This is a genomic window from Blastopirellula marina, assembly GCF_002967765.1.
Lineage (GTDB): Bacteria > Planctomycetota > Planctomycetia > Pirellulales > Pirellulaceae > Bremerella > Bremerella marina_A.
Map to the genome: position 1 here is coordinate 97,476 of NZ_PUHY01000014.1, position 21,255 is coordinate 118,730.

General features: G+C 57.4%; 17 protein-coding genes and 1 tRNA gene. 11 read left to right on the top strand and 7 right to left on the bottom strand.

The genetic code is table 11. The annotated features are described in order from the left end of the window. The first annotated feature begins 113 nt into the window (after window positions 1–113). The 3 genes from C5Y83_RS29495 to C5Y83_RS23130 all read left to right on the top strand — a co-directional run bounded on the left by C5Y83_RS29495 (window position 114) and on the right by C5Y83_RS23130 (window position 5,115). The gene (locus tag C5Y83_RS29495) at window positions 114–3,422 is read left to right on the top strand and encodes a PSD1 and planctomycete cytochrome C domain-containing protein (RefSeq protein ID WP_158262482.1); all 3,309 of its coding nucleotides are present in this window, start codon (window positions 114–116) and stop codon (window positions 3,420–3,422) included. A 61-nt stretch (window positions 3,423–3,483) separates the two neighbouring features. Beyond that, window positions 3,484–4,854: a DUF1501 domain-containing protein gene (locus C5Y83_RS23125; RefSeq protein ID WP_233207352.1), complete on the top strand. Its 1,371-nt coding sequence runs from the start codon at window positions 3,484–3,486 to the stop codon at window positions 4,852–4,854. A 188-nt stretch (window positions 4,855–5,042) separates the two neighbouring features. Further along, a tRNA-Lys gene (locus C5Y83_RS23130) sits at window positions 5,043–5,115 on the top strand. A gap of 119 nt (window positions 5,116–5,234) precedes the next feature. On the opposite strand, the gene C5Y83_RS23135 is transcribed toward C5Y83_RS23130, so the two are convergent. Beyond that, on the bottom strand, window positions 5,235–5,501 hold the full coding sequence (locus C5Y83_RS23135) for a hypothetical protein (protein ID WP_105332172.1): 267 nt from the start codon (window positions 5,499–5,501) through the stop codon (window positions 5,235–5,237). Window positions 5,502–6,004: 503 nt separating this feature from the next. On the opposite strand from C5Y83_RS23135, the gene C5Y83_RS23140 reads away from it, so the two are divergent. Then, on the top strand, window positions 6,005–6,514 hold the full coding sequence (locus C5Y83_RS23140; protein ID WP_105332173.1) for a hypothetical protein: 510 nt from the start codon (window positions 6,005–6,007) through the stop codon (window positions 6,512–6,514). A gap of 22 nt (window positions 6,515–6,536) precedes the next feature. On the opposite strand, the gene rsmH is transcribed toward C5Y83_RS23140, so the two are convergent. Beyond that, complete coding sequence (gene rsmH / locus C5Y83_RS23145; protein ID WP_105332174.1) at window positions 6,537–7,427, bottom strand: 16S rRNA (cytosine(1402)-N(4))-methyltransferase RsmH; 891 nt, start codon at window positions 7,425–7,427, stop codon at window positions 6,537–6,539. A 485-nt stretch (window positions 7,428–7,912) separates the two neighbouring features. Continuing rightward, window positions 7,913–9,046 (bottom strand): glycosyltransferase, encoded by a 1,134-nt coding sequence (locus C5Y83_RS23150; RefSeq protein WP_105332175.1) that lies wholly within the window; start codon window positions 9,044–9,046, stop codon window positions 7,913–7,915. Window positions 9,047–9,172: 126 nt separating this feature from the next. On the opposite strand from C5Y83_RS23150, the gene queA reads away from it, so the two are divergent. The 4 genes from queA to C5Y83_RS23170 all read left to right on the top strand — a co-directional run bounded on the left by queA (window position 9,173) and on the right by C5Y83_RS23170 (window position 13,068). Next, window positions 9,173–10,219: a tRNA preQ1(34) S-adenosylmethionine ribosyltransferase-isomerase QueA gene (gene queA, locus C5Y83_RS23155; RefSeq protein WP_105332437.1), complete on the top strand. Its 1,047-nt coding sequence runs from the start codon at window positions 9,173–9,175 to the stop codon at window positions 10,217–10,219. 275 nt (window positions 10,220–10,494) lie between these two features. Beyond that, a complete protein-coding gene (locus tag C5Y83_RS23160; protein WP_105332176.1) occupies window positions 10,495–11,115 on the top strand; it encodes a phosphoesterase in 621 nt (206 codons plus the stop codon). A 213-nt stretch (window positions 11,116–11,328) separates the two neighbouring features. Then, window positions 11,329–12,510 (top strand): cysteine desulfurase family protein, encoded by a 1,182-nt coding sequence (locus tag C5Y83_RS23165; protein ID WP_105332177.1) that lies wholly within the window; start codon window positions 11,329–11,331, stop codon window positions 12,508–12,510. 225 nt (window positions 12,511–12,735) lie between these two features. Then, window positions 12,736–13,068, top strand: a complete 333-nt coding sequence (locus C5Y83_RS23170; protein WP_105332178.1) for a HesB/IscA family protein — start codon at window positions 12,736–12,738, stop codon at window positions 13,066–13,068. Between the two features lie 273 nt (window positions 13,069–13,341). Here the strand turns inward: C5Y83_RS23170 and C5Y83_RS23175 are convergent, their stop codons facing one another. Together C5Y83_RS23175 and C5Y83_RS23180 are read right to left on the bottom strand one after the other, a co-directional pair. Beyond that, on the bottom strand, window positions 13,342–14,394 hold the full coding sequence (locus C5Y83_RS23175) for a linear amide C-N hydrolase (RefSeq protein WP_199195118.1): 1,053 nt from the start codon (window positions 14,392–14,394) through the stop codon (window positions 13,342–13,344). A gap of 178 nt (window positions 14,395–14,572) precedes the next feature. Next, window positions 14,573–15,547 carry a phosphoglycerate dehydrogenase gene (locus C5Y83_RS23180; protein WP_105332179.1) on the bottom strand — a complete coding sequence of 325 codons (975 nt, stop codon included), beginning with the start codon at window positions 15,545–15,547 and terminating at the stop codon, window positions 14,573–14,575. A 153-nt stretch (window positions 15,548–15,700) separates the two neighbouring features. Here C5Y83_RS23180 and cbiE point away from each other — a divergent pair, with 153 nt between their 5' ends. Both cbiE and C5Y83_RS23190 read left to right on the top strand, forming a co-directional pair. Further along, the gene (gene cbiE, locus C5Y83_RS23185; protein ID WP_233207338.1) at window positions 15,701–16,954 is read left to right on the top strand and encodes a precorrin-6y C5,15-methyltransferase (decarboxylating) subunit CbiE; all 1,254 of its coding nucleotides are present in this window, start codon (window positions 15,701–15,703) and stop codon (window positions 16,952–16,954) included. A 62-nt stretch (window positions 16,955–17,016) separates the two neighbouring features. Next, on the top strand, window positions 17,017–17,766 hold the full coding sequence (locus tag C5Y83_RS23190) for a PIG-L family deacetylase (protein WP_105332181.1): 750 nt from the start codon (window positions 17,017–17,019) through the stop codon (window positions 17,764–17,766). Window positions 17,767–17,788: 22 nt separating this feature from the next. On the opposite strand, the gene C5Y83_RS23195 is transcribed toward C5Y83_RS23190, so the two are convergent. Both C5Y83_RS23195 and C5Y83_RS23200 read right to left on the bottom strand, forming a co-directional pair. Then, complete coding sequence (locus tag C5Y83_RS23195; RefSeq protein ID WP_105332182.1) at window positions 17,789–18,745, bottom strand: RluA family pseudouridine synthase; 957 nt, start codon at window positions 18,743–18,745, stop codon at window positions 17,789–17,791. A 127-nt stretch (window positions 18,746–18,872) separates the two neighbouring features. Next, complete coding sequence (locus tag C5Y83_RS23200; RefSeq protein ID WP_105332183.1) at window positions 18,873–20,057, bottom strand: tetratricopeptide repeat protein; 1,185 nt, start codon at window positions 20,055–20,057, stop codon at window positions 18,873–18,875. A 249-nt stretch (window positions 20,058–20,306) separates the two neighbouring features. Between C5Y83_RS23200 and mch the strand changes: the two genes are divergently transcribed. Next, window positions 20,307–21,254: a methenyltetrahydromethanopterin cyclohydrolase gene (mch, locus tag C5Y83_RS23205; protein ID WP_105332184.1), complete on the top strand. Its 948-nt coding sequence runs from the start codon at window positions 20,307–20,309 to the stop codon at window positions 21,252–21,254. Window position 21,255: the final 1 nt, after the last annotated feature.

Consider the following 21,255-nt stretch of genomic DNA (forward strand, 5'->3'; position numbering starts at 1 on the left):
TTTTCCTGGCCCGATTACGACCAAAAACATAGTGACATCCCGGGGCAATTGATGCTAAGGTAAAAGAGTCCTACCTATCAATGTGCCCACCTCAACTCGTTGGACCGAAGCCCATGGCTCTCATCCGTGTCCGCCCACTTGTTGCGCTCGCTGTGATCGGCTGCTTGTCGGCATTCAGTCCGCGCGCCGCCCAGGCGGAAACCAACTCAGCTTCTGCTCCCCAGTTCGATGCTAGTCAGCTCGAATACTTTGAGAAACATGTTCGTCCCATTCTCGTCCAGCGCTGTTACGAGTGCCACGGTCCCGATGCCGAGACCCCAGGTGGCGGTCTCTATCTGACTTCTCGTTCCGCGATTTTGGAAGGTGGAGACAGCGGGGCTTCCATCGTTCCCGGCAAGGCAGACGAAAGCCCACTGATCGAAGCGATCCATTATGACGGTATCTATCAGATGCCTCCTAAGTCGCGAATGCCGGACGACGAAATCGCCAAGCTCGAACAATGGGTCAACAGCGGAGCCGCCTGGCCCGCGGAAGACGAAGCAAACACGCCCAAGAAACAGACGTTTGACATCGAGCAGCGTAAGGCCGAGCATTGGGCCTGGCAGCCAGTTCGTCGTCCGGAAGTTCCCGTGGTGAAGGAAGGAGCTTGGGCGAAAGACTCGCTCGATCACTTCATTCTCGCCAAGTTGGAAGAAGCCAATCTGACGCCGAATTCACCCGCCGAGAAAACGACCCTGCTGCGTCGAATCTATTTCGATCTCACCGGACTACCGCCGACGCCGCAACAAGTGGAAACGTTCCTCAGTGACGAGTCACCCGATGCGTTTGCCAAGGTGGTCGATCAACTGTTGGCTTCTCCCCGCTTTGGCGAACAGTGGGGACGCCACTGGCTCGACCTGGTCCGCTACGCCGAATCGCGCGGGCACGAATTCGATTACGACATTCCCAACGCCTACGAATACCGCGACTACGTTATCCGCGCGCTGAATCAGGACGTGCCGTACAACCAGCTTGTCATCGAGCACATCGCCGGTGACCTGCTCGAGAATCCACGTAGGAACACGGAGAGCGGCTTCAACGAAGCGGTGATCGGCACGGGATTCTGGCACATGGGTGACTGGGTGCACTCGCCGGTTGACATCCGCAAGGACGAAACCGATCGCTTTGACAACATGCTCGACGTCATGAACAAGGCGTTCCTGGGGCTGACGGTAACCTGTGCTCGCTGCCACGATCACAAATTCGACGCGATCTCGCAGGCTGATTACTACGCGCAGATGGGCTTCCTGCAAAGTTCGTCTTATCGGCAAGTCCGCTTCGAGAGCGAAGAGCACAATGCTAAAATCGCGGCCGCGTTGGCCAAGCTCGAAGCGGAAACCAACCAGCAAGCTGCTAACTTGCTGACGACCCAGTTCGACGAAGCGGTTCCAGCGATCGAAGCCGACCTGGTCGCCGGCAAGTCGAAATGGTCCGACACGCTGGTCGAAGCGGCAGCGGACGCCAAGCATCCGCTTTACTGGTGGAATCGCTATCTCGCGGCGGCTCCAGAAAGCCGAACCGCCGAGGTCGCAACCGCGCAGGCCCGTGTATCTGCCGAACAGGAAACCATTGCGAATGCGAACGTGCAAGTCATCAACGACTTCGCCAATTTGCCGGAAGGAGAATGGCGAACCGACGGCGGCGTGTACGGCACGGGGCCGCGATCTGCCGGCCAACTGCAGTGGGACGGCGACGCCAGTCCAGGCGTGCGACTCGCTTCCGCCGCAGTCTTCGACACACGCTGGGAACCGCTGCAACTGCAAAGCGGTGTGCAGGACGACTTCGGACGGATTCGCAATTGGAACCGCGCCGGACGAACGCTCAAGTCACGATCGTTCCCACTGAAAGATGGACGGGTGCACTACCTGGTGAAAGGATCGGGGCGTGCGTTTGCCGTGGTCGATTCGCATCGCCTGGTGAACGGCCCGCTGCACGGCGTGGTGACGATGGAATGGAACGTACCCGTCGATGAGGAAGCACGTTGGATCACGCAAAACCTGAGCGACTATCGCGGCCATGCTACGCACGTCGAGTTCTCGCCGATCGATGGCAAGCCGATGGAAGTGTTAATGGTAGTCGAAGGGGAAGCGGCCCCGCCCACGTTATCTGATGAAGCAGAAATCGCCGCGGCCTTTGTCCGCGCCGTGGAAGGAAAGGGGGAACTGCCCGCCAGTGTGGCTTTCGTCGAAGCGCTGCGTGCCGCCCTGGCCGGAAATAGCGATCCACACCTCAAAGCCTGGCTACTCAGTCACTGGGAAATGATCGTTCCTGGGCAGAAGTCACCCTTGGAAGACGTAGCGAAAACTTACGCGGAGAAGTCGCAGCAATTGCTCGGTCAGGTGAAGTGGCGTTCTCGCACCGCGCCTGGCATGTGGGACAACTCGGCCGAACAAGAGCATCTGTTGATTCGCGGTAACGCCCGCAATCCGGCCGATCCGGTCGAGCGACGCTTGCTCACCGTTTTGGAGCAGTCGCCCACGCAGTTCGATTCGCATGGCAGTGGTCGCCTGGAACTCGCTCGCCAGATGATGGATCCCACCAACCCTTTCGCTTCGCGTGTCGCCGTGAATCGCATCTGGCACTACCTGATGGGGCGCGGTATCGTCCGCTCGGTCGACAACTTCGGTGTCCTCGGGGAAGAACCGACGCATCCCGAACTGCTCGATTACCTGGCCAGCGAATTCGTCGAGAACGGCTGGTCGCTGAAAAAAATGATTCGCCGCGTCGTCCTTTCACAAACCTACCAGATGTCCTCGCTGGAACTCGATCCGGCCGAGACGGCGGATCCGAAGAACGATCTATTTCACCGTGCTCAAGTGAAGCGTCTTGGGGGCGAAGCGATTCGCGATAGTCTGCTGATGGTCAGTGGTTCGTTGGACGAAACGATGTTTGGCCCGAGCGTCAAAGTTTATCTCACTTCGTTCATGCAAGGTCGCGGCCGGCCTGGTAACAGTGGACCGCTGGACGGGGCAGGGCGGCGCAGTATTTATCTTGAGATCCGTCGTAACTTCCTCTCGCCCATGATGCTGGCCTTCGACACGCCGCAGCCGATCACCACGATCGGACGCCGAAATCAATCGAACGTGCCGGCCCAGTCGTTGATTATGCTGAACGATCCTTTCGTGATCGAGCAGTGCGAACTGTGGGCCAAGCGGGCCATCGCCGAAACGCCCGACAATGCCGATCTACGCTTCGAGCGCATGGTCGAACAGGCGTTCTCGCGCAAGCCAACCGATGCCGAGCGAGTACTGGCCGACCAATTCCTCACTTCGCATTCGCAGACCTTGCAGATCGAACCGCAACAACGGTTGGTCTCGGTCGAGTTGTGGCGGGATCTGGCCCACGTGCTGGTCAACGCCAAACCATTCATTTTCGTTCGTTAATCCCACGGAGTCTCACGTGGATCGTTGCCATCAACAATCAAGTTGCTTCTCTCGCCGTCAACTGCTGACCAGCGCTGCGTGCGGCTTTGGTTCGTTGGCGTTGAACTGGATGCTGCAACGCGATGCGGCTGCTTCCGACAAGCTGGGTCTGTTGGGTTCTCCCCATGCCAGCCCTAAAGTAAAGAGCGTGATCTTCCTGTACATGGACGGTGGTCCATCGCAGGTCGATACGTTTGACCCGAAGCCGCTGTTGAAAAAGTACGACGGACAGCCATTCCCAGCCGAAACCGAGCCAACTCAGTTCAACAATCTGGGCGGCACGCTGGCCAGTCCGTGGAACTTCAAGCAGCACGGCGAAAGCGGTATCCCAGTAAGTGACTTGTTTCCCAACGTGGCGAAGCATGTCGATGACTTGGCCGTGATTCGTTCGATGACCTCGAACTTTTCGGAGCACACGACCGCCAACTACTTCCTGCATACCGGCAGTGGCTTGCAGGGCCGTCCCAGCATGGGTGCCTGGACAACCTACGGACTGGGAAGCGAAAACGACAATTTGCCTGGCTTCGTCGTCCTGAACGGCGGTCTGATTCCACCGGGTGGACTCGATAACTTCAACAGCGGTTTTCTACCAGCTGCGTTCCAAGGATCAATCTTCGCTGCCAGCGATACGCCGGTGGCCAACATCAAGTCACGCGATAAGAGTCCCGCTGCCCAACGCAGTAAGTTGGACCTGCTTGATAAGCTCGATCAGCTGACGCTCGACAAAGTCGGCCGCAACGATCAAATGGAATCGGCAATCGCCAACTACGAACTTGCCTACCGCATGCAATCGGCCGTGCCCGACCTGATGGACCTGCGTGACGAAACGCCAGGGACGCTGGAAGAGTACGGCTTGAACCACTCGTACGAGCACACCAAGACCTTCGGTCGGCTCTGTTTGCTTTCGCGGCGCCTGGTCGAGCGAGGCGTTCGCTTCGTCGAGCTAACCGTTCCGCACGTGGGTCACGATCGCTGGGACCAGCACAGTAACCTGAAGGACGGGCACGAAAAGAACTGCCTGGCCGTCGACCAACCGATTGCCGCCTTGCTGGCCGATTTGAAGCGACGCGGGATGCTCGATTCGACTTTAGTGGTCTGGGGTGGCGAGTTCGGCCGGACACCGTTCGCCCAAGGAAAGAATGGCCGCGATCACAATCCGTACGGGTTCAGCATGTGGCTGGCCGGCGGGGGCGTGAAAGGGGGCACGATCTACGGCCAGACCGACGAGTTCGGCTACAAGGTGCTTGAGAACCGGGTCGAGATGCACGACCTCCACGCCACGATCCTGCACCTTCTGGGCGTTGACCACAAACGCCTCACATTCCGCTTCAGTGGCCGCGACATGCGATTGACCGACGTCCACGGCCACATCCTGCACGATATCTTGGCTTAACTGGCCGCCATCGGGCGATTTGAGCGATTTGCTGTGAACTTTCAGCTGCCGTTGCGGTCCTTTAGGGAAAGCAGGAGAAGCGAAGTTTCGCAGCAAAACGTCAGGCCGCACTGACTTACGTCGACCAAGATCCGAACGGCCCCTTGACAATTAGCCGCCCACGGCCGAAACTGGTTCCCTTCCCAAGCGAGATTGTAGCTCAGTCGGTAGAGCAACGGACTTTTAATCCGTAGGTCCTGGGTTCGAGCCCCAGCAATCTCATAGCCGTAAGTCGCTGTTTAGCAGTGGCTTACGGCTTTCTTTTTGCGCTCTGGGCAGGCGTTTTCAACGGCTGAAAACAGGTGCCGTCTGCTGCGAAATCTCAAACTACCGGGACGGCCCTAACCCAGGTGCTGCCACTTTAGATAGTGGCCGCTGCGGCTGAAGGTCGAGCGGGCCATCACTAAACGCGCCTCGCCCCAGTTGGGCTTCCAGATGTCGAACTCCGACCCGCACGCACAAGTATGGCGAATCGTTGTTTCGTCGAAGGGAGCAAGATGGGTGCCGCAATCGGGGCAGGGTGGCAAGCTACCGTCTTCCGTAAGTTTACAAGGATCCAGCTTCCAGCCATCGGTGCCTCGGATCTCGCCTTGAACCTTCGCAAACACGGTGATTCCCTCCAGACATGAAGTAAAGAATGTAACCACAGCAGCAAGAAAGCTCAGAGGGTAATCTCCTACCAAGATAAATCGGACAAATAAATCTCAAATTGTCGGCTTGCCACACACCTGGTGGGGGTATCCCTGTTCTGCAGGGTGGTTCGCCTGCTAATGGTTCAGTCCCCAAGAGAGGTTGGAATTCGAGGCAAACTGACTCGCGATTTCGACCGCAAAGTGGATGCGATGTCAACTTAAGAAAAGTTTTTTTGGGCGACTTAAAGCGTTTGTCAGACGTGCCTTAGTGCGTTGCGACACAAAAAAATGGTTCGCCGACGCTTCAAGTTTGAAGCGCCTCGCTGGTACATCTAAATCATCGCCGCGGCCATCGATCAGGCATTGGATCCACCTGACCTTGCTTGCCGTTTCTACGAATCGAACATCTCAGCGCGCGTCGTCTGTTTTCGCCCTCGCGGATCGCAACGTCTGCGCGCCCACATCAAGGAATCCAATTGATGCATCTGTTACCCATCACCGCCGAGCATTGGCAAGCCGCTTTACAATTTCCGACCGAGGTCGCTCTCAATCGGCGCGAGACGACGCCCGTTCGTCTGCAGGCTGCCAGGATGGTCCAGGCCATGCTCAAAGTCTTGCTGAAAGAGGCCAAGAATCGCGATGAACTGCAGCATCTGACCGACAAACTGCCCAGCACGGAAGCAGCGACGACCAAGCCGACTCCCATGAAAAGTCCGGCGAAGCAATCTCCAGAAGAATCCCCACTGCCGTCTAACAACGAATCGGTCGTCAAGGTAGAGGCACCAATCCCTAGCCAAGTTGGCGCGAACCAGGCTGCTATCGATCAAAGCGACCATGCCTCAGCTCAGGCGGCCTCCCAGACGGAAGCTGAAATCGCGGAAGCCACGGCCTTGGTGGACGCGCTGATGGCCGCACCATCACCCGACGAGCGAACACGTTGTATCGGTCGTGTGGGGCCAAGGAAGTATCGCGGCAAGCGAAAGAAATGACGTCGCCACTTATCGCGAAAATCTAGCCAACCCGCTCGGCAACACGGAGCTTTGCCGTGCGGCTACGAGGATTGGCGGCGATCTCTTCGTCGCCGGCCGTGACGGGCTTTTTCGTTAAACGGTTGAGACGCGGATCGTCGAGGAAGGCTTGCTTCACCGGGCGATCTTCCAGCGAATGAAAGCTGATGATCGCCAGGCGGCCACCCGGCTTCAAACGGTCGGGCAATGTTTCCAACGCCGTTTCCAGTGAAGACAATTCCCGGTTCACCGCAATCCGCAATGCCTGGAAGGTACGCGTTGCCGGATGGATTCGGCCTCGCCCGCTGCCAGCCGTGTGGGGGTAGCAGCTGCAGATGACGTCCGCCAACTGCTTGGCCGTGATGAAGGGAGTTTCCTTTCGCACGTGACAAATCTTCCGGGCGATACGTCGGCTGAGTCGTTCCTCGCCGTTCTGGTAGATCAAATCGGCCAGGTCTTTTTCCTGCAAGTGATTGACCAGGTCGGCAGCCGTTTTTTTGTCGCGGGCATCGAAACGCAAATCGAGCGGGCCTTCCGATTCAAAGCTGAAACCGCGGTCGTCGTCGGCTAGTTGGTCACTGGAAAGGCCCAGATCGAGCAGAATGCCGTCGACCTTATCGATCCCCAGCGAGTCGAGAATCTTGGGAATCTCGACAAAGTTGGCGTGGGCGATTTTCACAGGCAAGCCGGCCAGTGTCTCTTCGGCGCGTTGGAGAGCAATCACATCGCGATCGACCGAAATCACACAACCTTCATCCCCCACACGCTCGGACATCATTCGTGTGTGACCGCCGCCACCAAGCGTCCCATCAACGAGTAGCTTGCCTGGCTGAGGATCGAGCCAATGAAGCACCTCGGCGGGCAAAACGGGAACATGAATGGTCGGAGGAGCCATAGTGCGTGCAGCAGAAGGAATCGGAAAAACTCCAGCTTAATAGAGCATTCCCCGCGAGGGCAGGGCGGGCAACGAAAAAAATCCGTCGTGGCGCGTCCGTGCCCCTACCGACGGATCTTGTGAAGCCACCGCTGCACTAGCGACCTCACAAGGCCTGCCCGATCCAGCTCAATCATTGAGATGGGACTGGCGCACTGGTTCCCAATAGTGGCCTAATTGGGGTGCGTCCAACTTACGGGACAAGCCTAAGATTTTCACAAATTATTTGTTAGTTAGGCAAATATTATTGAGCAACAAATCAACAATCGTTGTCGCTCGACGAGCATGTGCTTGAAGATATTCGGCTGCCATTTTTCGTCAATCCGGAAAACAACGCCAAAAAACTGCTAGCGAATTTCGCTAGCGTAGTTAAGGGGTATGGATTGCAAGAGTTGCGCGTTTGCCCCCCGTTAGAAAAAGTTTTGATTTCATCAGAAAAGCAGGTGCTAGCGTTGCTGTTCTTCGCGCGAGAGTAGGTCGTCTAGCATGGCCTCGTAATGCTGCACCATTTGGTGAAGAGAGAAGTGCGTTTCGATCTGTTGGCGGTTCGCTTCGCCAAATTGCTGCCGAAGAGGTGGATTTTCGATCAAACGCCGCAGCAAGGCTTCCGCCGGTAAAGGTTCGTGGATGCGAACGATTTGCTCGCTCAAGCTGCCGGGAAGGAGCTCTCGAACCCCCTCCACATCGGTCGCAACGACGGGAAGACCACGGGCCATCGCTTCGATTAAGGTGTTGGGCATTCCTTCCCAGCGGGAGCTCAGCACGTAAATCTCGCTCTGGAAGAACCATGTTGCTAGATCGCTTTGCCAACCTGGCAGCCGAATCGATTTTTCCAACCCTTCCGCTTCGATCTGGGTCGTCAGCGACGCTCGTAGCGATCCATCCCCGAGAATTACCAACTCCCACTCTGGTTTCTCGCGCAAGATCGGTGCGAGGCACTGGATGAGCCAATCAAAGCCTTTTTGCTGCTCGAGTCGGCCGACGGCCAGAACGCGATACGCCCTTTTCTCAGGCGGCCAGTACGCACTGGGTCGGATCTCTTGGAGGTCGATTCCATTGGGGATAACTTGCAGTTTCGAGACGGGAATTTTTAACGTTTGTTCCGCAAAAATCTTGACCCCCTCGCTGACGCACAACACGCGATCCGCTTTGGCCGCGACCAACGACTGCAGTTTTCGCCGCCATGTGCCTTGTTCGATCACCCGTAGCGATTGCAGCTGCCGTATGCGAATCCCCCGCGTTGCCCAGGTCGAGACGACGTTGGCGTGAAACAGAAAGCTCCACACAACCGCTGGCTGGGTGTCCTGCACGATGCGGCGTAATTGCGAAACGGCCGAGAATAGCTCCCAACTGCGGCGACAGTTCAAAAACGTGAGCGTGATGCCCGCTTCGCGAAGCTGCTGCACCAGCCCGTCGCGTGGGGCTTCTGGCGGGGAAGATAACGCGACGACTTGAACCTCGTATTTTTGCGGGTTCAAGCGACATGCCAGGTTGGCCACACATCGTTCGGCCCCACCCATCCCCAGTTCGGTGGTAACGATCACGATTTTCAGAGGCTCGCTGGGCTGGTCGTCAGGCATGTCGGATTCAAAAGGGGAAACGGTGTGGGCCTAGTCGAATTCTGGCCCTTCCTCATATACTCAACCATGGACGACGCGAAGGAGCAGCGTTTTCCGGGAAGAATCCAAAACGGTTTCGGGAGTTCTATGACCAATATCGACCAGTACGACTACCATCTTCCTTCCGATTTGATTGCGCAGCAACCATTGGAAAAAAGGACCGATTCGCGCCTGCTGGTAGTCAATCGTCAGACACAGGAAATCTCGCATCAACATATCCGCGATCTGCCGGAACTGTTGGATGCCGGCGATTGCCTGGTGCTGAACAACACCAAGGTGGTTCCGGCCCGGCTGATGGGACGGCGTTCGATGACCGGCGGTCGCTGGCAAGGACTATTCATCGAAACCGATGCCAACGGCAATTGGCTGATCCTGGCCAAAACACGTGGCAAGATCCAACCTGGCGAGCGGGTCGTGCTCGAGAATCGCGAAACCCGCGAAGATGTCGAGCTCGAATTGCTGGCCAACTTGGGGGGCGGCCAATGGGCCGTGAAACCGCTGAGTGATGAGCCACCGTTCGATATTTTGGAACGTGTCGGTCGGGTTCCGTTGCCACACTACATTCGTGGCGGCGAGATGATGCCGGAAGACTGGAAGCAGTACCAAACCGTCTTTGCCGAAACGCCGGGCGCGGTGGCTGCCCCAACCGCTGGCTTGCACTTCACGCACGAACTTTTGAACAAGATGGCGGCCCAGGGAGTCGAGCGAGAGTTCGTAACGCTGCACGTCGGGATGGGAACGTTCCGCCCGATTGGTGTCGACGACATCGAACAGCACGAGATGCACTACGAGTTCGGCGAGATTACCCAAGATACAGTCGACAAATTGGCCGCGGTGAAGGCCAAGGGAGGCCGCGTCGTCTCGGTTGGAACGACCGCGACACGTGTACTTGAAACGGCGGCCGCCGATGGCGAACTCAAACCATGGAGCGGAAAGACGAACCTCTTCATTCGCCCCCCGTACGAGTTTAAAGCAGTCGACGCTCTGCTGACCAATTTCCACCTGCCGAAGTCGACGCTGCTGATTTTGGTACGTACCTTTGGCGGGGACGAATTGCTCCGTCAAGCTTACCGCGAAGCGATCAAAGAAGAGTACCGTTTCTACAGTTACGGCGATGCGATGCTCATTCTTTAGCTAACAGCCTGTTGAATCTCTCAGATCGGCTCCGTTATTGAGATTGGGGCGATTGCTGCGTTATGAATTCCTCGACATATCTAGTGGATATGCCTGCGGATTTACGCCTTGCCCTCACCCCAATCTCAATAACTCGCTGCCGAAGCAGAAAATCAACCGACTGCTAACGAATAGTTGTTTGCCCCAAAAGGTGGTCGATCTCTTGCTAGCAATTCGCTATCATGTCGACGTTACGAAAAACCGCAAACAGTACCCCCGCACGGAAGGGAAATGGAATGAGCGTAGCAGAAGTCGAACAAGTGCTGGTCGTCCCGACCGAGAAGTTCCATGAGATTGGTAAGTTTCAGGGCTTCAGCAATCACGTCGACCACTATTTGGACCAACTGCTAACGCCAGAGCAAATGAGCTTCAAACCTCGCGACGTCATGGAACAGTCGCCTGAGTTCAAGCAGCTCATCCCTTACGTGATCTTCGAATACCAAGACGATCAGGGGACCAAGCACGTCTTTCAGTACGTCCGCGGCAAGGGCCAGGGAGAAGCTCGCCTGCACAGCAAGCGAAGCGTTGGCATCGGCGGGCATGTTTCGTCAGACGACGCCCCCGGCAACATGGAAGATCCTTTCCTGGAAGGGATGCGTCGCGAGCTGGCCGAAGAGGTCACCTTCAGCGCCCCCCATGTGATGACCTGTGCCGGGCTGATCAACGACGACGAAAGCGAAGTCGGCCGCGTCCACCTCGGCGTGGTTTACCTGTGCAAGATCGAACGCCCCGAAGTGATGCCCAACGAAGAAGATATCCTCGACGCCGGCTTCCGCCCGGTGAACGACATGCTGGGCCGTTTGGAAGAATTCGAAACCTGGTCGAGCATCTGCCTGCAGGCGATTTACGGCGACTAAGCCAACGACGGTAGGTCAGGCTGCGCCTGATAAGCCGCACGATTCGTAGTGGCAAACCAACCAGCAGGTCCGAGTCAGGCACAGCCTGACCTACGGGGATTTCGACGTAACTGAGAAATCTTGGGTGCCATGCCGTCGTCTTCGTCGGCATGTCTTCTCGACTTCCCATGCTCAACGAGGACGAGAGCATGGCACCCGGATAGTTGATTCCGTATGCCTCCCATCTACTTCGACAATCACGCCACCACCAAGGTCGATCCCCGGGTCGTCGAGGCGATGCTGCCGACGTTCGGCGAAACGTATGGTAATCCGTCGAGCGTGGGGCATTTGTTTGGCGAGGCGGCGAAAGAACTAGTCGAGGAATCGCAGCAAACGATTGCCGCAGCGATTCGGGCGGATGCGAAAGAGATTGTCTTCACCAGCGGGGCGACTGAGAGCAACAATCTGGCGATCAGTGGCGTGCTGACGCAGCGTCGGCGACGCGGCGATCACGTGATTACCGTCACGACCGAGCACAAAGCGGTGCTCGATCCTTTGGAGCAGTTGGAACAGCGCGGATACGAAGTCACACGGCTCGAGCCTCGTCAGGCAGGCGATCCTTTAGCCGGGCAGCTTGATATCGATCAGGTTGCCGCAGCAATTCGCCCTGACACGTCGCTGGTTTCGATTATGTTGGCCAACAACGAAATTGGCGTGATCCAGCCACTGGCCGAGATTGGTCAGCTCTGCAAACAGCAAGGTGTCCTCCTGCACTGCGACGCGACCCAAGCCGTGGGTAAGATCCCCGTCGACGTACAGCAGCTAGGTGTCGACCTGATGAGCTTCTCGGCCCACAAGATTTACGGCCCCAAGGGAAGTGGCGGGCTGTATGTTCGCAAAGAAGGCCCTCGTGTCCGGCTGCAGCCCAGCATCTTTGGTGGCGGCCAGCAACGGGGCGTTCGTAGTGGGACACTGAACGTGACCGGAATTGTCGGCTTGGCGGAAGCAGTTCGCCTGGGTGTGACCGAAATGGAAGTCGAGGCCGAACGTCTACGTGAACTTCGTGCGAAGTTGTGGAGTGGTCTCTGTGAGCGGATCAGCGGCTTACACCTTAACGGCCCCGACCTATCGCAGGACGAGGCCCGCCTGGCTGGCAATTTGAATTTCGCGGTCGAGCAGGTCGACGGCGAAGCGTTGATGATGAATGTCCGCGAGATCGCCGTTTCCAGCGGCGCGGCATGCACATCGGCCAACCCTCAGCCCAGCCACGTGTTACGAGCAATCGGTTTGTCCGAGGACCTGACCCGAAGCAGCCTTCGATTTGGTCTGGGGCGGTTCAACACAGCCCAGGAAGTGGAGTTTGCCGTTGACGTTGTCGCCTCGGCGGTCGATAAACTAAGGAAATTGATCGCCTGAAACTGATTGCCTTGCCCCCCAGGGGAGAGGGCTAGGCTGAGGGGCGAACGATCTTAGGTTTCACAATTTGATAGCGTTTTGTCCTGACAAAATAGCCATTCGTGGCGATTGAAGCTGAAATGGTGCGAAACGAAACCTTTTTTGCACCCTTTCCCCGCTGCGGGGCATCGATAATAATAAACACAAGCAATTTTGCGTTAATTCAACGTTTGGAGTGTACGAAACATGGCAGTCGTCATCACCGAAAAAGCGGCCGACGAAGTCAAGCGAATCCTGGATGATCAGAAGCACGAAAGCGACACCAAGCTGCGCATTGGAATTGCTGCCGGTGGTTGCAGTGGTTTCTCTTACAGCTTGACGCTGACCCAAGACTTCGACGAAGAAAAAGATACGAAGTACGACTATCACGGCGTTCAAGTCGTGGTCGACAAGAAGCATGCCCTCTACCTGGACGGCACCACGGTCGACTTCTACGACGGTATCGATCGTCGCGGCTTCGCCTTCAACAATCCGAACGCGACCCGCAGCTGCGGTTGCGGGCAATCGTTCCAGGCCTAATTTGGCGTTCCAGGCTTAGGCCGGAAGCAGCGGATTGCACGAGACAAAAAGAAACGCCTCAGCGGACATGCTGAGGCGTTCTTTGCTTCTTGGTGGTTAATCAGAAGTCTTTGAGTTAGGGCGGTTCCATTCTGTCTGCAGCGTGCTAGTTAGCTGCGGCGGCGCTGGTCTTCGTTGACCTGCATCGACGAATCTTCTGTTTCGCCTGCTTCGGTCGCCTTGTCCAGCTTGCCTCGCTTACGCCAGAAACGCTACAGCTCTCATGGAATCGCTTTAGAACGGAGCCTTGTCGAGCTTCTTGAACTTTCCGTCGACATTACCCGTGAGGCCTGAGTCGTACGGATTCAATTCCAGGATGGGAGCTCCGGGTGAGAAGTCCATCTTGTCTAGGTTCACCCAGATCACGCTGGGGCTGGTAGTCAGCTCGAAGAAGTAGCGACGGTTGGTCAAATCGATCGCCGTGCGGTATTCGGTGTTGTAAACGCCGAAGTCTTTGTAGGGGGCACCGAACGGGACCGAAACGTTGCGAGCAATCGCCAGCACGTTAGCCACAGCTTGGCGTTCATCTTTCGGCTTGGGCAACAAGCCCAGGTAGTAGGAAGCCCGTTGGAATCGATCGCGTGGGTTCACGTTACCTGGCAGTGGCATGTCGCTGCTGGGCTTGGAGAAGTCGAGCTTCGAGAGCAGTTTTAATTGTTCGTCGTAGGCGGGGTCGTTGGTCATCACTTGGTATTGCTTGCCATGGTGGATGACCAGCTTGCCATCGATATATTCGAAAATCGCCGAGTCACCTAGCTGGTCTTCCAAAGCAAGGTGAATGCTCGCTTCCCGCCCGTGGGCTTCGACCATCACGACTTGGATGTCCTTGGTAAGTTGCACGGCTTCCTCCACACACTTGGCGTTGTCCAGAATGTACTGGGCCCATAAGCCAGCATGGACGCCGGGTAGTTTCGGATCGCGCTCGCCGTAGTTCGTTGCCGTCAGGTACAACGCATGGACCGCGAGCCCTTCTTCGTTGAGCCCATCGACGGTGCCAATCCCGTAAACAGTGGTCACCACGCTGCCGTACTTGGCGTTCCAAATCTGTGGGTTCTCGGCGACCACATCCATGCCGGCCAGCTTGCCACCGTTGTGGGTCACGCCGCGGGGGAAGACAACCAACTTCGGCTCGGTCGATTCCGGCCAGTCCATCGTGCGGGAACTGACGACAGCAAATCCGTTGTCGTTCCACAAAATGCGCGAGCAGGCCAAGACAGGGGTGACGGCTAGCAAGCTGAAGACCAGCGGCATCGCCATGGTAAGCAGTTCAGTGAGGCGAACAAGCATTGAAAAATCCCTTGGGGTTATGGGACGCTGGGGGAAGTTAGGTTTGCGCGAGGGACGCAACTCCCAGGTGGCCTGGACCAGCCAGGGATGTCCTCGCGAGCAAGAATTCAGCCACATGCTGTCTAACTCTACATCGCATTCCGTGCCGAAGCCGATTCCGGGTTCACTTCTTCGGATTCTACCACTTCCAGTTGGGACGTACCTCAGGATTGACGATATTCGCGGACGGCCACTCGCCGCGATGTAAAGCCACAATGTTCTCCGCTGCCATGTTGGCCATGTCTTTCAGCGACTCGATATCGAGCCCAGCCACATGTGGGGCCAGCACCACGTTGTCGAGTTTCAGCAGTGGATTGTCTGGCCGAGTTGGTTCTTCTTCGAATACATCGAGTGCGGCCGCTGAGAGATGCCCCGAGGTCAACGCGTCGACCAGTGCGGCTTCGTCGACGAGGCCACCACGCGAAGTGTTTATCAAGACGGCTCCCGGCTTCATCCGTGCAAGCGTAGTGCGATTGATGAGGTGGGCGGTCTCGGGCAGGCAAGGAACATGCAGGCTGACGATGTCGGCATCGCTCCACAACCGATCGAGCGTCACCAGTTCGACCCCTGCATGCGGTGCGGCGTACGGATCGTAGGCAATGACCTTCAATCCAAGTGCCAACGCCTTTTCGGCCACGCAGCGACCTATCGGACACAGGCCGACCAGCCCGAGTGTCTGCCCTTTCAGTCGTGGGAATGCGGCCCGTTGCCAACGTCCGTGGCGCGCATCGCGATCGCGCGGGATCACGTTCCGAGAGATGGCGAACAGGAACGCGAGCGTCTGTTCGGCAACGGCTTCATGCAGCACGCCTGGGGTACGCGTGACAACGATTCCGTTGGTCGTGGCGGCTTCCAGATCGACCGAATCAAACCCGACCCCGGCCCGCGAGATGACGCGAACCTGGCACTGCGATAGAACCTCTGGGGTATAGGGCTCGGGGTTGGCCAGCACCGCCTCGCAATCGCCGAGTTGTTCGATCAGCGTGGCTGGGTCACGCAGGTTGTGCTTTTCGGGATCGATAAACCGGATCTCGAAGCCTGCTTTTTGCAAAATCTGGCAATATGGCAGTTCGTACGAATGGAAATGGGCCGGCGTGACGCAAACGGTTGGCATGATGGGGCCTCGGGAGCGAGTTAGCGGGAAGGGGCAAGATGAGTCGCGGAGGAAGATCACTGGATAGGGTGGGTGAACTTTCCAGAGATCGTCGCATCTCGTAGAATCGACGCAAGTCTTTTCTATTTCAGACGCTTGGTAATGGAACGATCGGTGAGCACGTCTCCGAAAATATTTATCGTAGGAATTGGCGACGACGGTTTCGAGGGGCTGACCAGCCAATCGACCAGGATTCTGGGAGACGCCCAGGTGATCGTCGGCAATGCCCAGGTCTTAGGCCACGTCGACAAGCTGAGCGCCGAGAAGGTGCCAGTGAGTGGCGATCTTGGCGAAATCGTCGAAACATTGGAAAAGCACCAGGACAAAGACGTTGTCTTGCTGACCAGTGGCGATCCGCTGTTCTACGGCGTGTCGAAGTACTTGTGCGACAAGCTTGGCAAAGATCGCTTCCATGTCATTCCGCACGTCAGCAGCATGCAGTTGGCGTTTGCCCGCATCAAGGAAAGCTGGGACGACGCACACTTGGCGAACCTGGCCAATCAACCGCTTGAATCGGTGATTGCCGCCGCCCGCATCTCGGAAGCGATCGGCTTGTTCACCACCGAAGCGATCCCGCCGAAGGAAGTCGCGAAAACGCTGTTAGGACACGACCTCGATTACTTCCATGCCTACGTCTGCGAAAACCTTGGCTCGCCCAACGAATGCGTGACGCAAGGCGATCTGAAAGAAATCGCCGAGCAAAGCTTTGGCCCGCTGAACGTGATGATCCTGGTTCGCAAGCCCGACGTGCCGGATCGACCGATGTCGCTGGTCGGCAAACGCAAGTTCGGCAACCCGGACGACGTCTTCCGTCAATCGAAGCCCAAGCGTGGTTTGCTGACGCCGATGGAAGTCCGTTGCATCGCGCTTTCGCTGCTCGACTTGGGAGATTCAAGTGTCGTGTGGGACGTTGGCGCCGGGAGCGGTAGCGTTTCGATCGAGGCTGGGATGATCGCCGAAAAAGGTTCGGTCTACGCGATTGAAATGGATCCGGAAGACCACGGGCTGATTCGTACCAACATCGACAACTTCGCCGTGAAGAACGTCCAGGCCGTACTCGGCAAAGCACCGGAAGCATGGACCTCGCTTCCCGATCCTGATTGCATCTTCATCGGCGGCACCGGTCGTCAGATTAGCGGCATCTGCGAGCAAGCCCTTAAACGCTTGAAGCCAGGGGGCCGTATCGTGGCGAATATCAGTAGCATCGAGAACCTGGCGGATGTTCATCGCTTGTTCGACGCCGAGGCGGAAGCCGCCAAGGTGACCATGGTGAACATCTCGCACGCGACCTACCAACTGGAACGACACCGCTTCGAGGCCTCGAACCCGACCTTCCTGGTCAGCGCGAAGAAGCCGCTGAAGAAGTAACGCGTCACGCGGCAAACTCGTTCCCGCCCGCCACACTGCAGACTGGACCGAAAAAGGCTTTCATGATTGACGTAGAAAAAGAGTTCCCGCAGTACGATGTGATTGCTGTGGGGGCTCATCCCGACGACGTGGAAATTGCCTGTGGCGGCACGCTGGCCCGGCTATCGGACCTGGGACACAAGGTCGCGATCATCGATCTGACCGACGGCGAACCCACACCTCATTCGCCCGGCCCAGATATTCGCTTGGCCGAAGCGATGGAAGCGGCGAAGGTGCTGGGTGTGCATAAGCGAATCACGCTCGACTTGCCCAATCGGCGGCTGTTCGATTCGTTCGAGGCCCGCGTGATGCTGGCCAAGGAGTTCCGCAAGTATCGGCCGAAAGTGGTCCTCGGATTTGGCGATCGTACGCCGATGGCTTCCCCTGATCATTGGCAGGCCATGCAGATCACCGATGCGGCCGTTTTCTATTCGCGTCTGACCAAGTGGGACGAGCACTTCGACAACCTACCCGTTCACACGGTAAGTCGGCACTTGTATTACAAAATCGCCTTCGAGCCGATCAACAAGTTGGACGCGGCTGGCAGCTTTGTGCACGACATCACCGATACGCTAGAGCGGAAGATCGAAAGTGTGCGCTGCTACCAAACGCAATTTCCGCCGGCTAAAGATTACATCTACGACCGCGTTCGCGGCGCGGCTATCTACCTGGGAGCGACCGCTGGCTATGGAGCGGGCGAGTTGTTCTACACCACCCGGGCTGTCGCCACGCCAGACATGATGCAGCTGCTCTTTCCGGAAGAGAAAGCGTAACGTCTAACAGGCTGCTGGGCCGCTAAACCGAGCGATACTTCCGCAAGCATTCAAGCGTCGCCAGGATGTCGGCTGGGATCGGGGCCTCGAATTCGAGCGGTTCGCCGGTTACGGGATGCTTGACCTTTAAGCGGCGTGCGTGCAATGCCGTTCGCGTGAGAACGACTTGAGCGTTGTCGTTGCGAGCAATATCACCGACCGTCATCCGGGCTCGATTGCCGTACATGCGATCGCATAGAACAGGATGGCGAACGTGGGCCAGGTGAACGCGAATTTGATGCGTGCGGCCCGTCTTCGGGAAAACGCGAAACGCGGCGAAGCCTTCGAAGCGTTCGTCGACTTCATAAAACGTTTGGGCTTCCTTGGCATCAGGATCGTCGCGGACGATCGACATTCGTTCGCGATACCGTGGATGAGGGCCGATCGGTTCGTTGATGATGTCGCGATCACGGTCGGGACAGTTAGCAACAATCGCGAAGTACTCTTTCTCGGTCTCGCGGTCAGCAAATTGTCGCGAGAGTTCTTCGTGGGCTTCGTTGTTCTTGGCGATGACCAACACGCCGCTTGTGTCGCGGTCTAAGCGATGGACGATGCCAGGTCGCGAAGATCCACCAATGTCGCTCAGCTGACGGAATTTGGCGATCAGGGCCGCGGTGAGCGTGCCGTCCCAGTGCCCCTTGGCCGGATGCGTGACCATGCCGGGCGGCTTGTTGATGGCCGCCAGGTGTTCGTCCTGGTAGAGGATATCGAGGTCGACTTCTTCCGGGGTTTGCTCTTCTTCGCGGGCGTCGATTTGCGGGTAGTCGAGCACGTCGCCGGTGCGCAGCTTATGCGACGGCTTGGCAGGTTGTCCATCGACGGTGATCTGGCCGGCGTCGATCGCCTCACGCACTTGAGCTCGGCTCGCCTTCTTGATTCGGCGGGTCAGAAATTGATCGAGCCGCTGTCCGGCATCTGCGCTTTCGACCGTGTATCGCATGGTTGCTCTGAAGCCGCGATTAGGTCGCGGAAGTGGGGGTATCAAACGAAAACCGCATGGCCTTTACCCAGCCATGCGGATGAATTGTTGGAAATGTGAGCGGCACACCAAGCCGCCAGGCGGAAGCCTACTTGGGATCGGCCGAGGCTTCTTCCTCTTCCGCTGGCTTCTGTTCCGTCATCGGCTCTTCTTTGGCCGGTTCAGCGGGAGTTTCTGCGGCTGGCTCTTCCTTCATGGCTTCTTCCTTTGCCGGTTCCTCAGGCTTCGCTGCGTCTTCCGCAGGTTTTTCTGGTTCGGCTGCGGTTTCCGCCTTAGGTTCCTCGGCCTTCATGGGCTCTTCCGCTGGTTTTTCGCTGCTCGCCGCTTCTTCCTTCTCGGTGAAGGAGGATGGCTTCGGTGCGTTTTCGCCGCTGGCACCATTCAGGTCCATGCTAGGCGTGAAGAGCGGATCTGATTCGCTACCTGGCAAGGCACCGCCTGGGGTGCCCGTTCCCGGAAGGCCCGTTCCTGGCAGTCCGGTACCTGGCATGGCACCACCTGGCGAGTCGAACAAACCGCCCGACGGGGCTTCGAGGTTCATGTCCATACCTGGAATGCTGCCACCCAGCGGGGTTCGGCTCTTGGCAGCTGCTTCCGCGGTGTGTGCGGCGAAGTCTTGCTCGCGGTACCAAGCATAAAAGCCATCTTCGCCGGTCACGGCGGGGTTGTTCAGGCGATCGATCCGTTCCTGAGCGACCTTGGCAGTGTTGGTCTCTGGCCAGATGGTGATGATCTCTTCGAAGTTGGCTTTCGCCTTACCGAGCGATTCCTTGGTGGCTTGCAGTTCGTAAGCTTCCGCCATCGCCCACAGGGCTTTGACTTTCAGGATTGGCAGGTCGGTCTCGTCGTACACCTTCTGAAAGGCCTGGACGGCGCGGTCCAAGTCGGCGGTGGCGGACTTCGGATCGCTGAACGCCAAGTCACTGGCTTGGGTCAAGATTTGCTGACCGTAGAAGTACTCCGACCACAGCGCGGGACGGGACTTACCGTAATCTTTGGAAATGGTGGCGAAGTCGTCGGCGACTTGCTTCTGAGCAACGTCGTCGTCAGCAACGCGGAACGACTGATCGAGCACGGTGTAAACCGATTGCCATTCCTTATCTTGAATCGGACCGGAGCCCTGCATCATGACCACGTAGCCGATGTAGGCCAGCAACACGGCCAGAAGGATGCCGCCAATCAGCGTGGCATGTGGGCGTGCCGATTCGAAAGCCCCTTCCAGGAAGTGAGCCAGGGAATTCTCTTGAATTTCGTGCCGTCGTTCCGACTTCATCGCTATTTCAACGCTGGATAGTGGGGCGGTAAGGGAAACGGACGTTAGCGGCAAATAACCGCTAAAATGTTTCCTGTAAAATGCTTAGATACAAGCGACTGAGTATAGGAGAACGCGACAAATAGCGTCAATAGCACTGCGGGCATGCGTTTGGGGCGTCATTGCATCACTTTGCGAAGCCAGGGATGATAGAGAACCACCCTAACTTGTCGCAAATTCGCTGCTCGTCGACCCAGAAGGAAGAAGACCTTGGAATTGAACCAAAGGGCCCATGCCTTGGTCCAGCCGATTCTCGCCGCCCCAAGCGAGATCAACGCCGAAGTGTCGCAGCTGGCATGTGGAGCCCATGTGCTCGATCTGGGAGTCCAAGCGGGACGCGGGGGACTGGAAGCGGGCCGACAGCTGGCCGAGATCTGTCTGGCAGGACTGGCGAACGTCGACTTCGTGCCGAGCCAATTTCACGGAACGCGCACCTCGGTCCAAGTTCGCTCCGATCACCCGCTGCTGGCCTGTTTGGGATCGCAATACGCCGGCTGGCAGATCAAAAGGGAAAAGTTCTTTGGCATGGGCTCGGGGCCGATGCGGATCAAAGCGGGCAAAGAGCCGGTCATTCAGGAGTTGGGCCTCAAAGACGATTCGCCCCTGGCCGTCGGTATCCTGGAAACCTCCCAGCTTCCTGACGACGCCGTGTGCGAAAAGATGGCCGCCGACTGCCAGGTTTCACCCGATCAGCTGTTTTTGTTAGCCGCCCGAACAGCCAGCATCGCCGGGCATGTGCAAGTGGTCGCTCGCAGCGTCGAAACCTGTTTGCACAAGCTGCACGAACTTCATTTCGATTTAAGCACCATCGAAAGTGGCTACGGTATCGCTCCCTTGCCGCCGATTGCCGCGGATGATGTCGTGGGGATCGGACGAACCAATGATGCGATTCTGTACGGAGCAAGCGTCACGCTGTGGGTTCGCGAGTCAACGGAGAAGCTGCGCGAGGTTGGTGAGAAGCTCCCTAGCAATACGTCGTCGATGTATGGCGAACCGTTCGAGAAGATCTTGCGGGACGCGAAGTTCGACTTCTACCAGATCGATCCGCTGCTATTCAGCCCGGCGGAAGTTTGCCTGGTTAGCCTGAAGGATGGGCAAACGACGATCGTCGGCGAGCGGAACGACGCCGTCCTGGCGAAGTCGTTCGGACAAGGTTAAT

Excerpts from the sequence above, each read along its gene's own strand:
- C5Y83_RS23200 (WP_105332183.1), bottom strand. The coding sequence starts at position 20,057 with ATGAAGTCGGAACGACGGCACGAAATTCAAGAGAATTCCCTGGCTCAC.
- C5Y83_RS23170 (WP_105332178.1), top strand. The coding sequence starts at position 12,736 with ATGGCAGTCGTCATCACCGAAAAAGCGGCCGACGAAGTCAAGCGAATC.
- C5Y83_RS23195 (WP_105332182.1), bottom strand. The coding sequence starts at position 18,745 with ATGCGATACACGGTCGAAAGCGCAGATGCCGGACAGCGGCTCGATCAA.
- C5Y83_RS23180 (WP_105332179.1), bottom strand. The coding sequence starts at position 15,547 with ATGCCAACCGTTTGCGTCACGCCGGCCCATTTCCATTCGTACGAACTG.
- C5Y83_RS29495 (WP_158262482.1), top strand. The coding sequence starts at position 114 with ATGGCTCTCATCCGTGTCCGCCCACTTGTTGCGCTCGCTGTGATCGGC.
- C5Y83_RS23140 (WP_105332173.1), top strand. The coding sequence starts at position 6,005 with ATGCATCTGTTACCCATCACCGCCGAGCATTGGCAAGCCGCTTTACAA.
- C5Y83_RS23165 (WP_105332177.1), top strand. The coding sequence starts at position 11,329 with ATGCCTCCCATCTACTTCGACAATCACGCCACCACCAAGGTCGATCCC.
- C5Y83_RS23160 (WP_105332176.1), top strand. The coding sequence starts at position 10,495 with ATGAGCGTAGCAGAAGTCGAACAAGTGCTGGTCGTCCCGACCGAGAAG.
- C5Y83_RS23175 (WP_199195118.1), bottom strand. The coding sequence starts at position 14,394 with ATGCTTGTTCGCCTCACTGAACTGCTTACCATGGCGATGCCGCTGGTC.
- C5Y83_RS23150 (WP_105332175.1), bottom strand. The coding sequence starts at position 9,046 with ATGCCTGACGACCAGCCCAGCGAGCCTCTGAAAATCGTGATCGTTACC.
- C5Y83_RS23190 (WP_105332181.1), top strand. The coding sequence starts at position 17,017 with ATGATTGACGTAGAAAAAGAGTTCCCGCAGTACGATGTGATTGCTGTG.
- rsmH (WP_105332174.1), bottom strand. The coding sequence starts at position 7,427 with ATGGCTCCTCCGACCATTCATGTTCCCGTTTTGCCCGCCGAGGTGCTT.
- queA (WP_105332437.1), top strand. The coding sequence starts at position 9,173 with ATGACCAATATCGACCAGTACGACTACCATCTTCCTTCCGATTTGATT.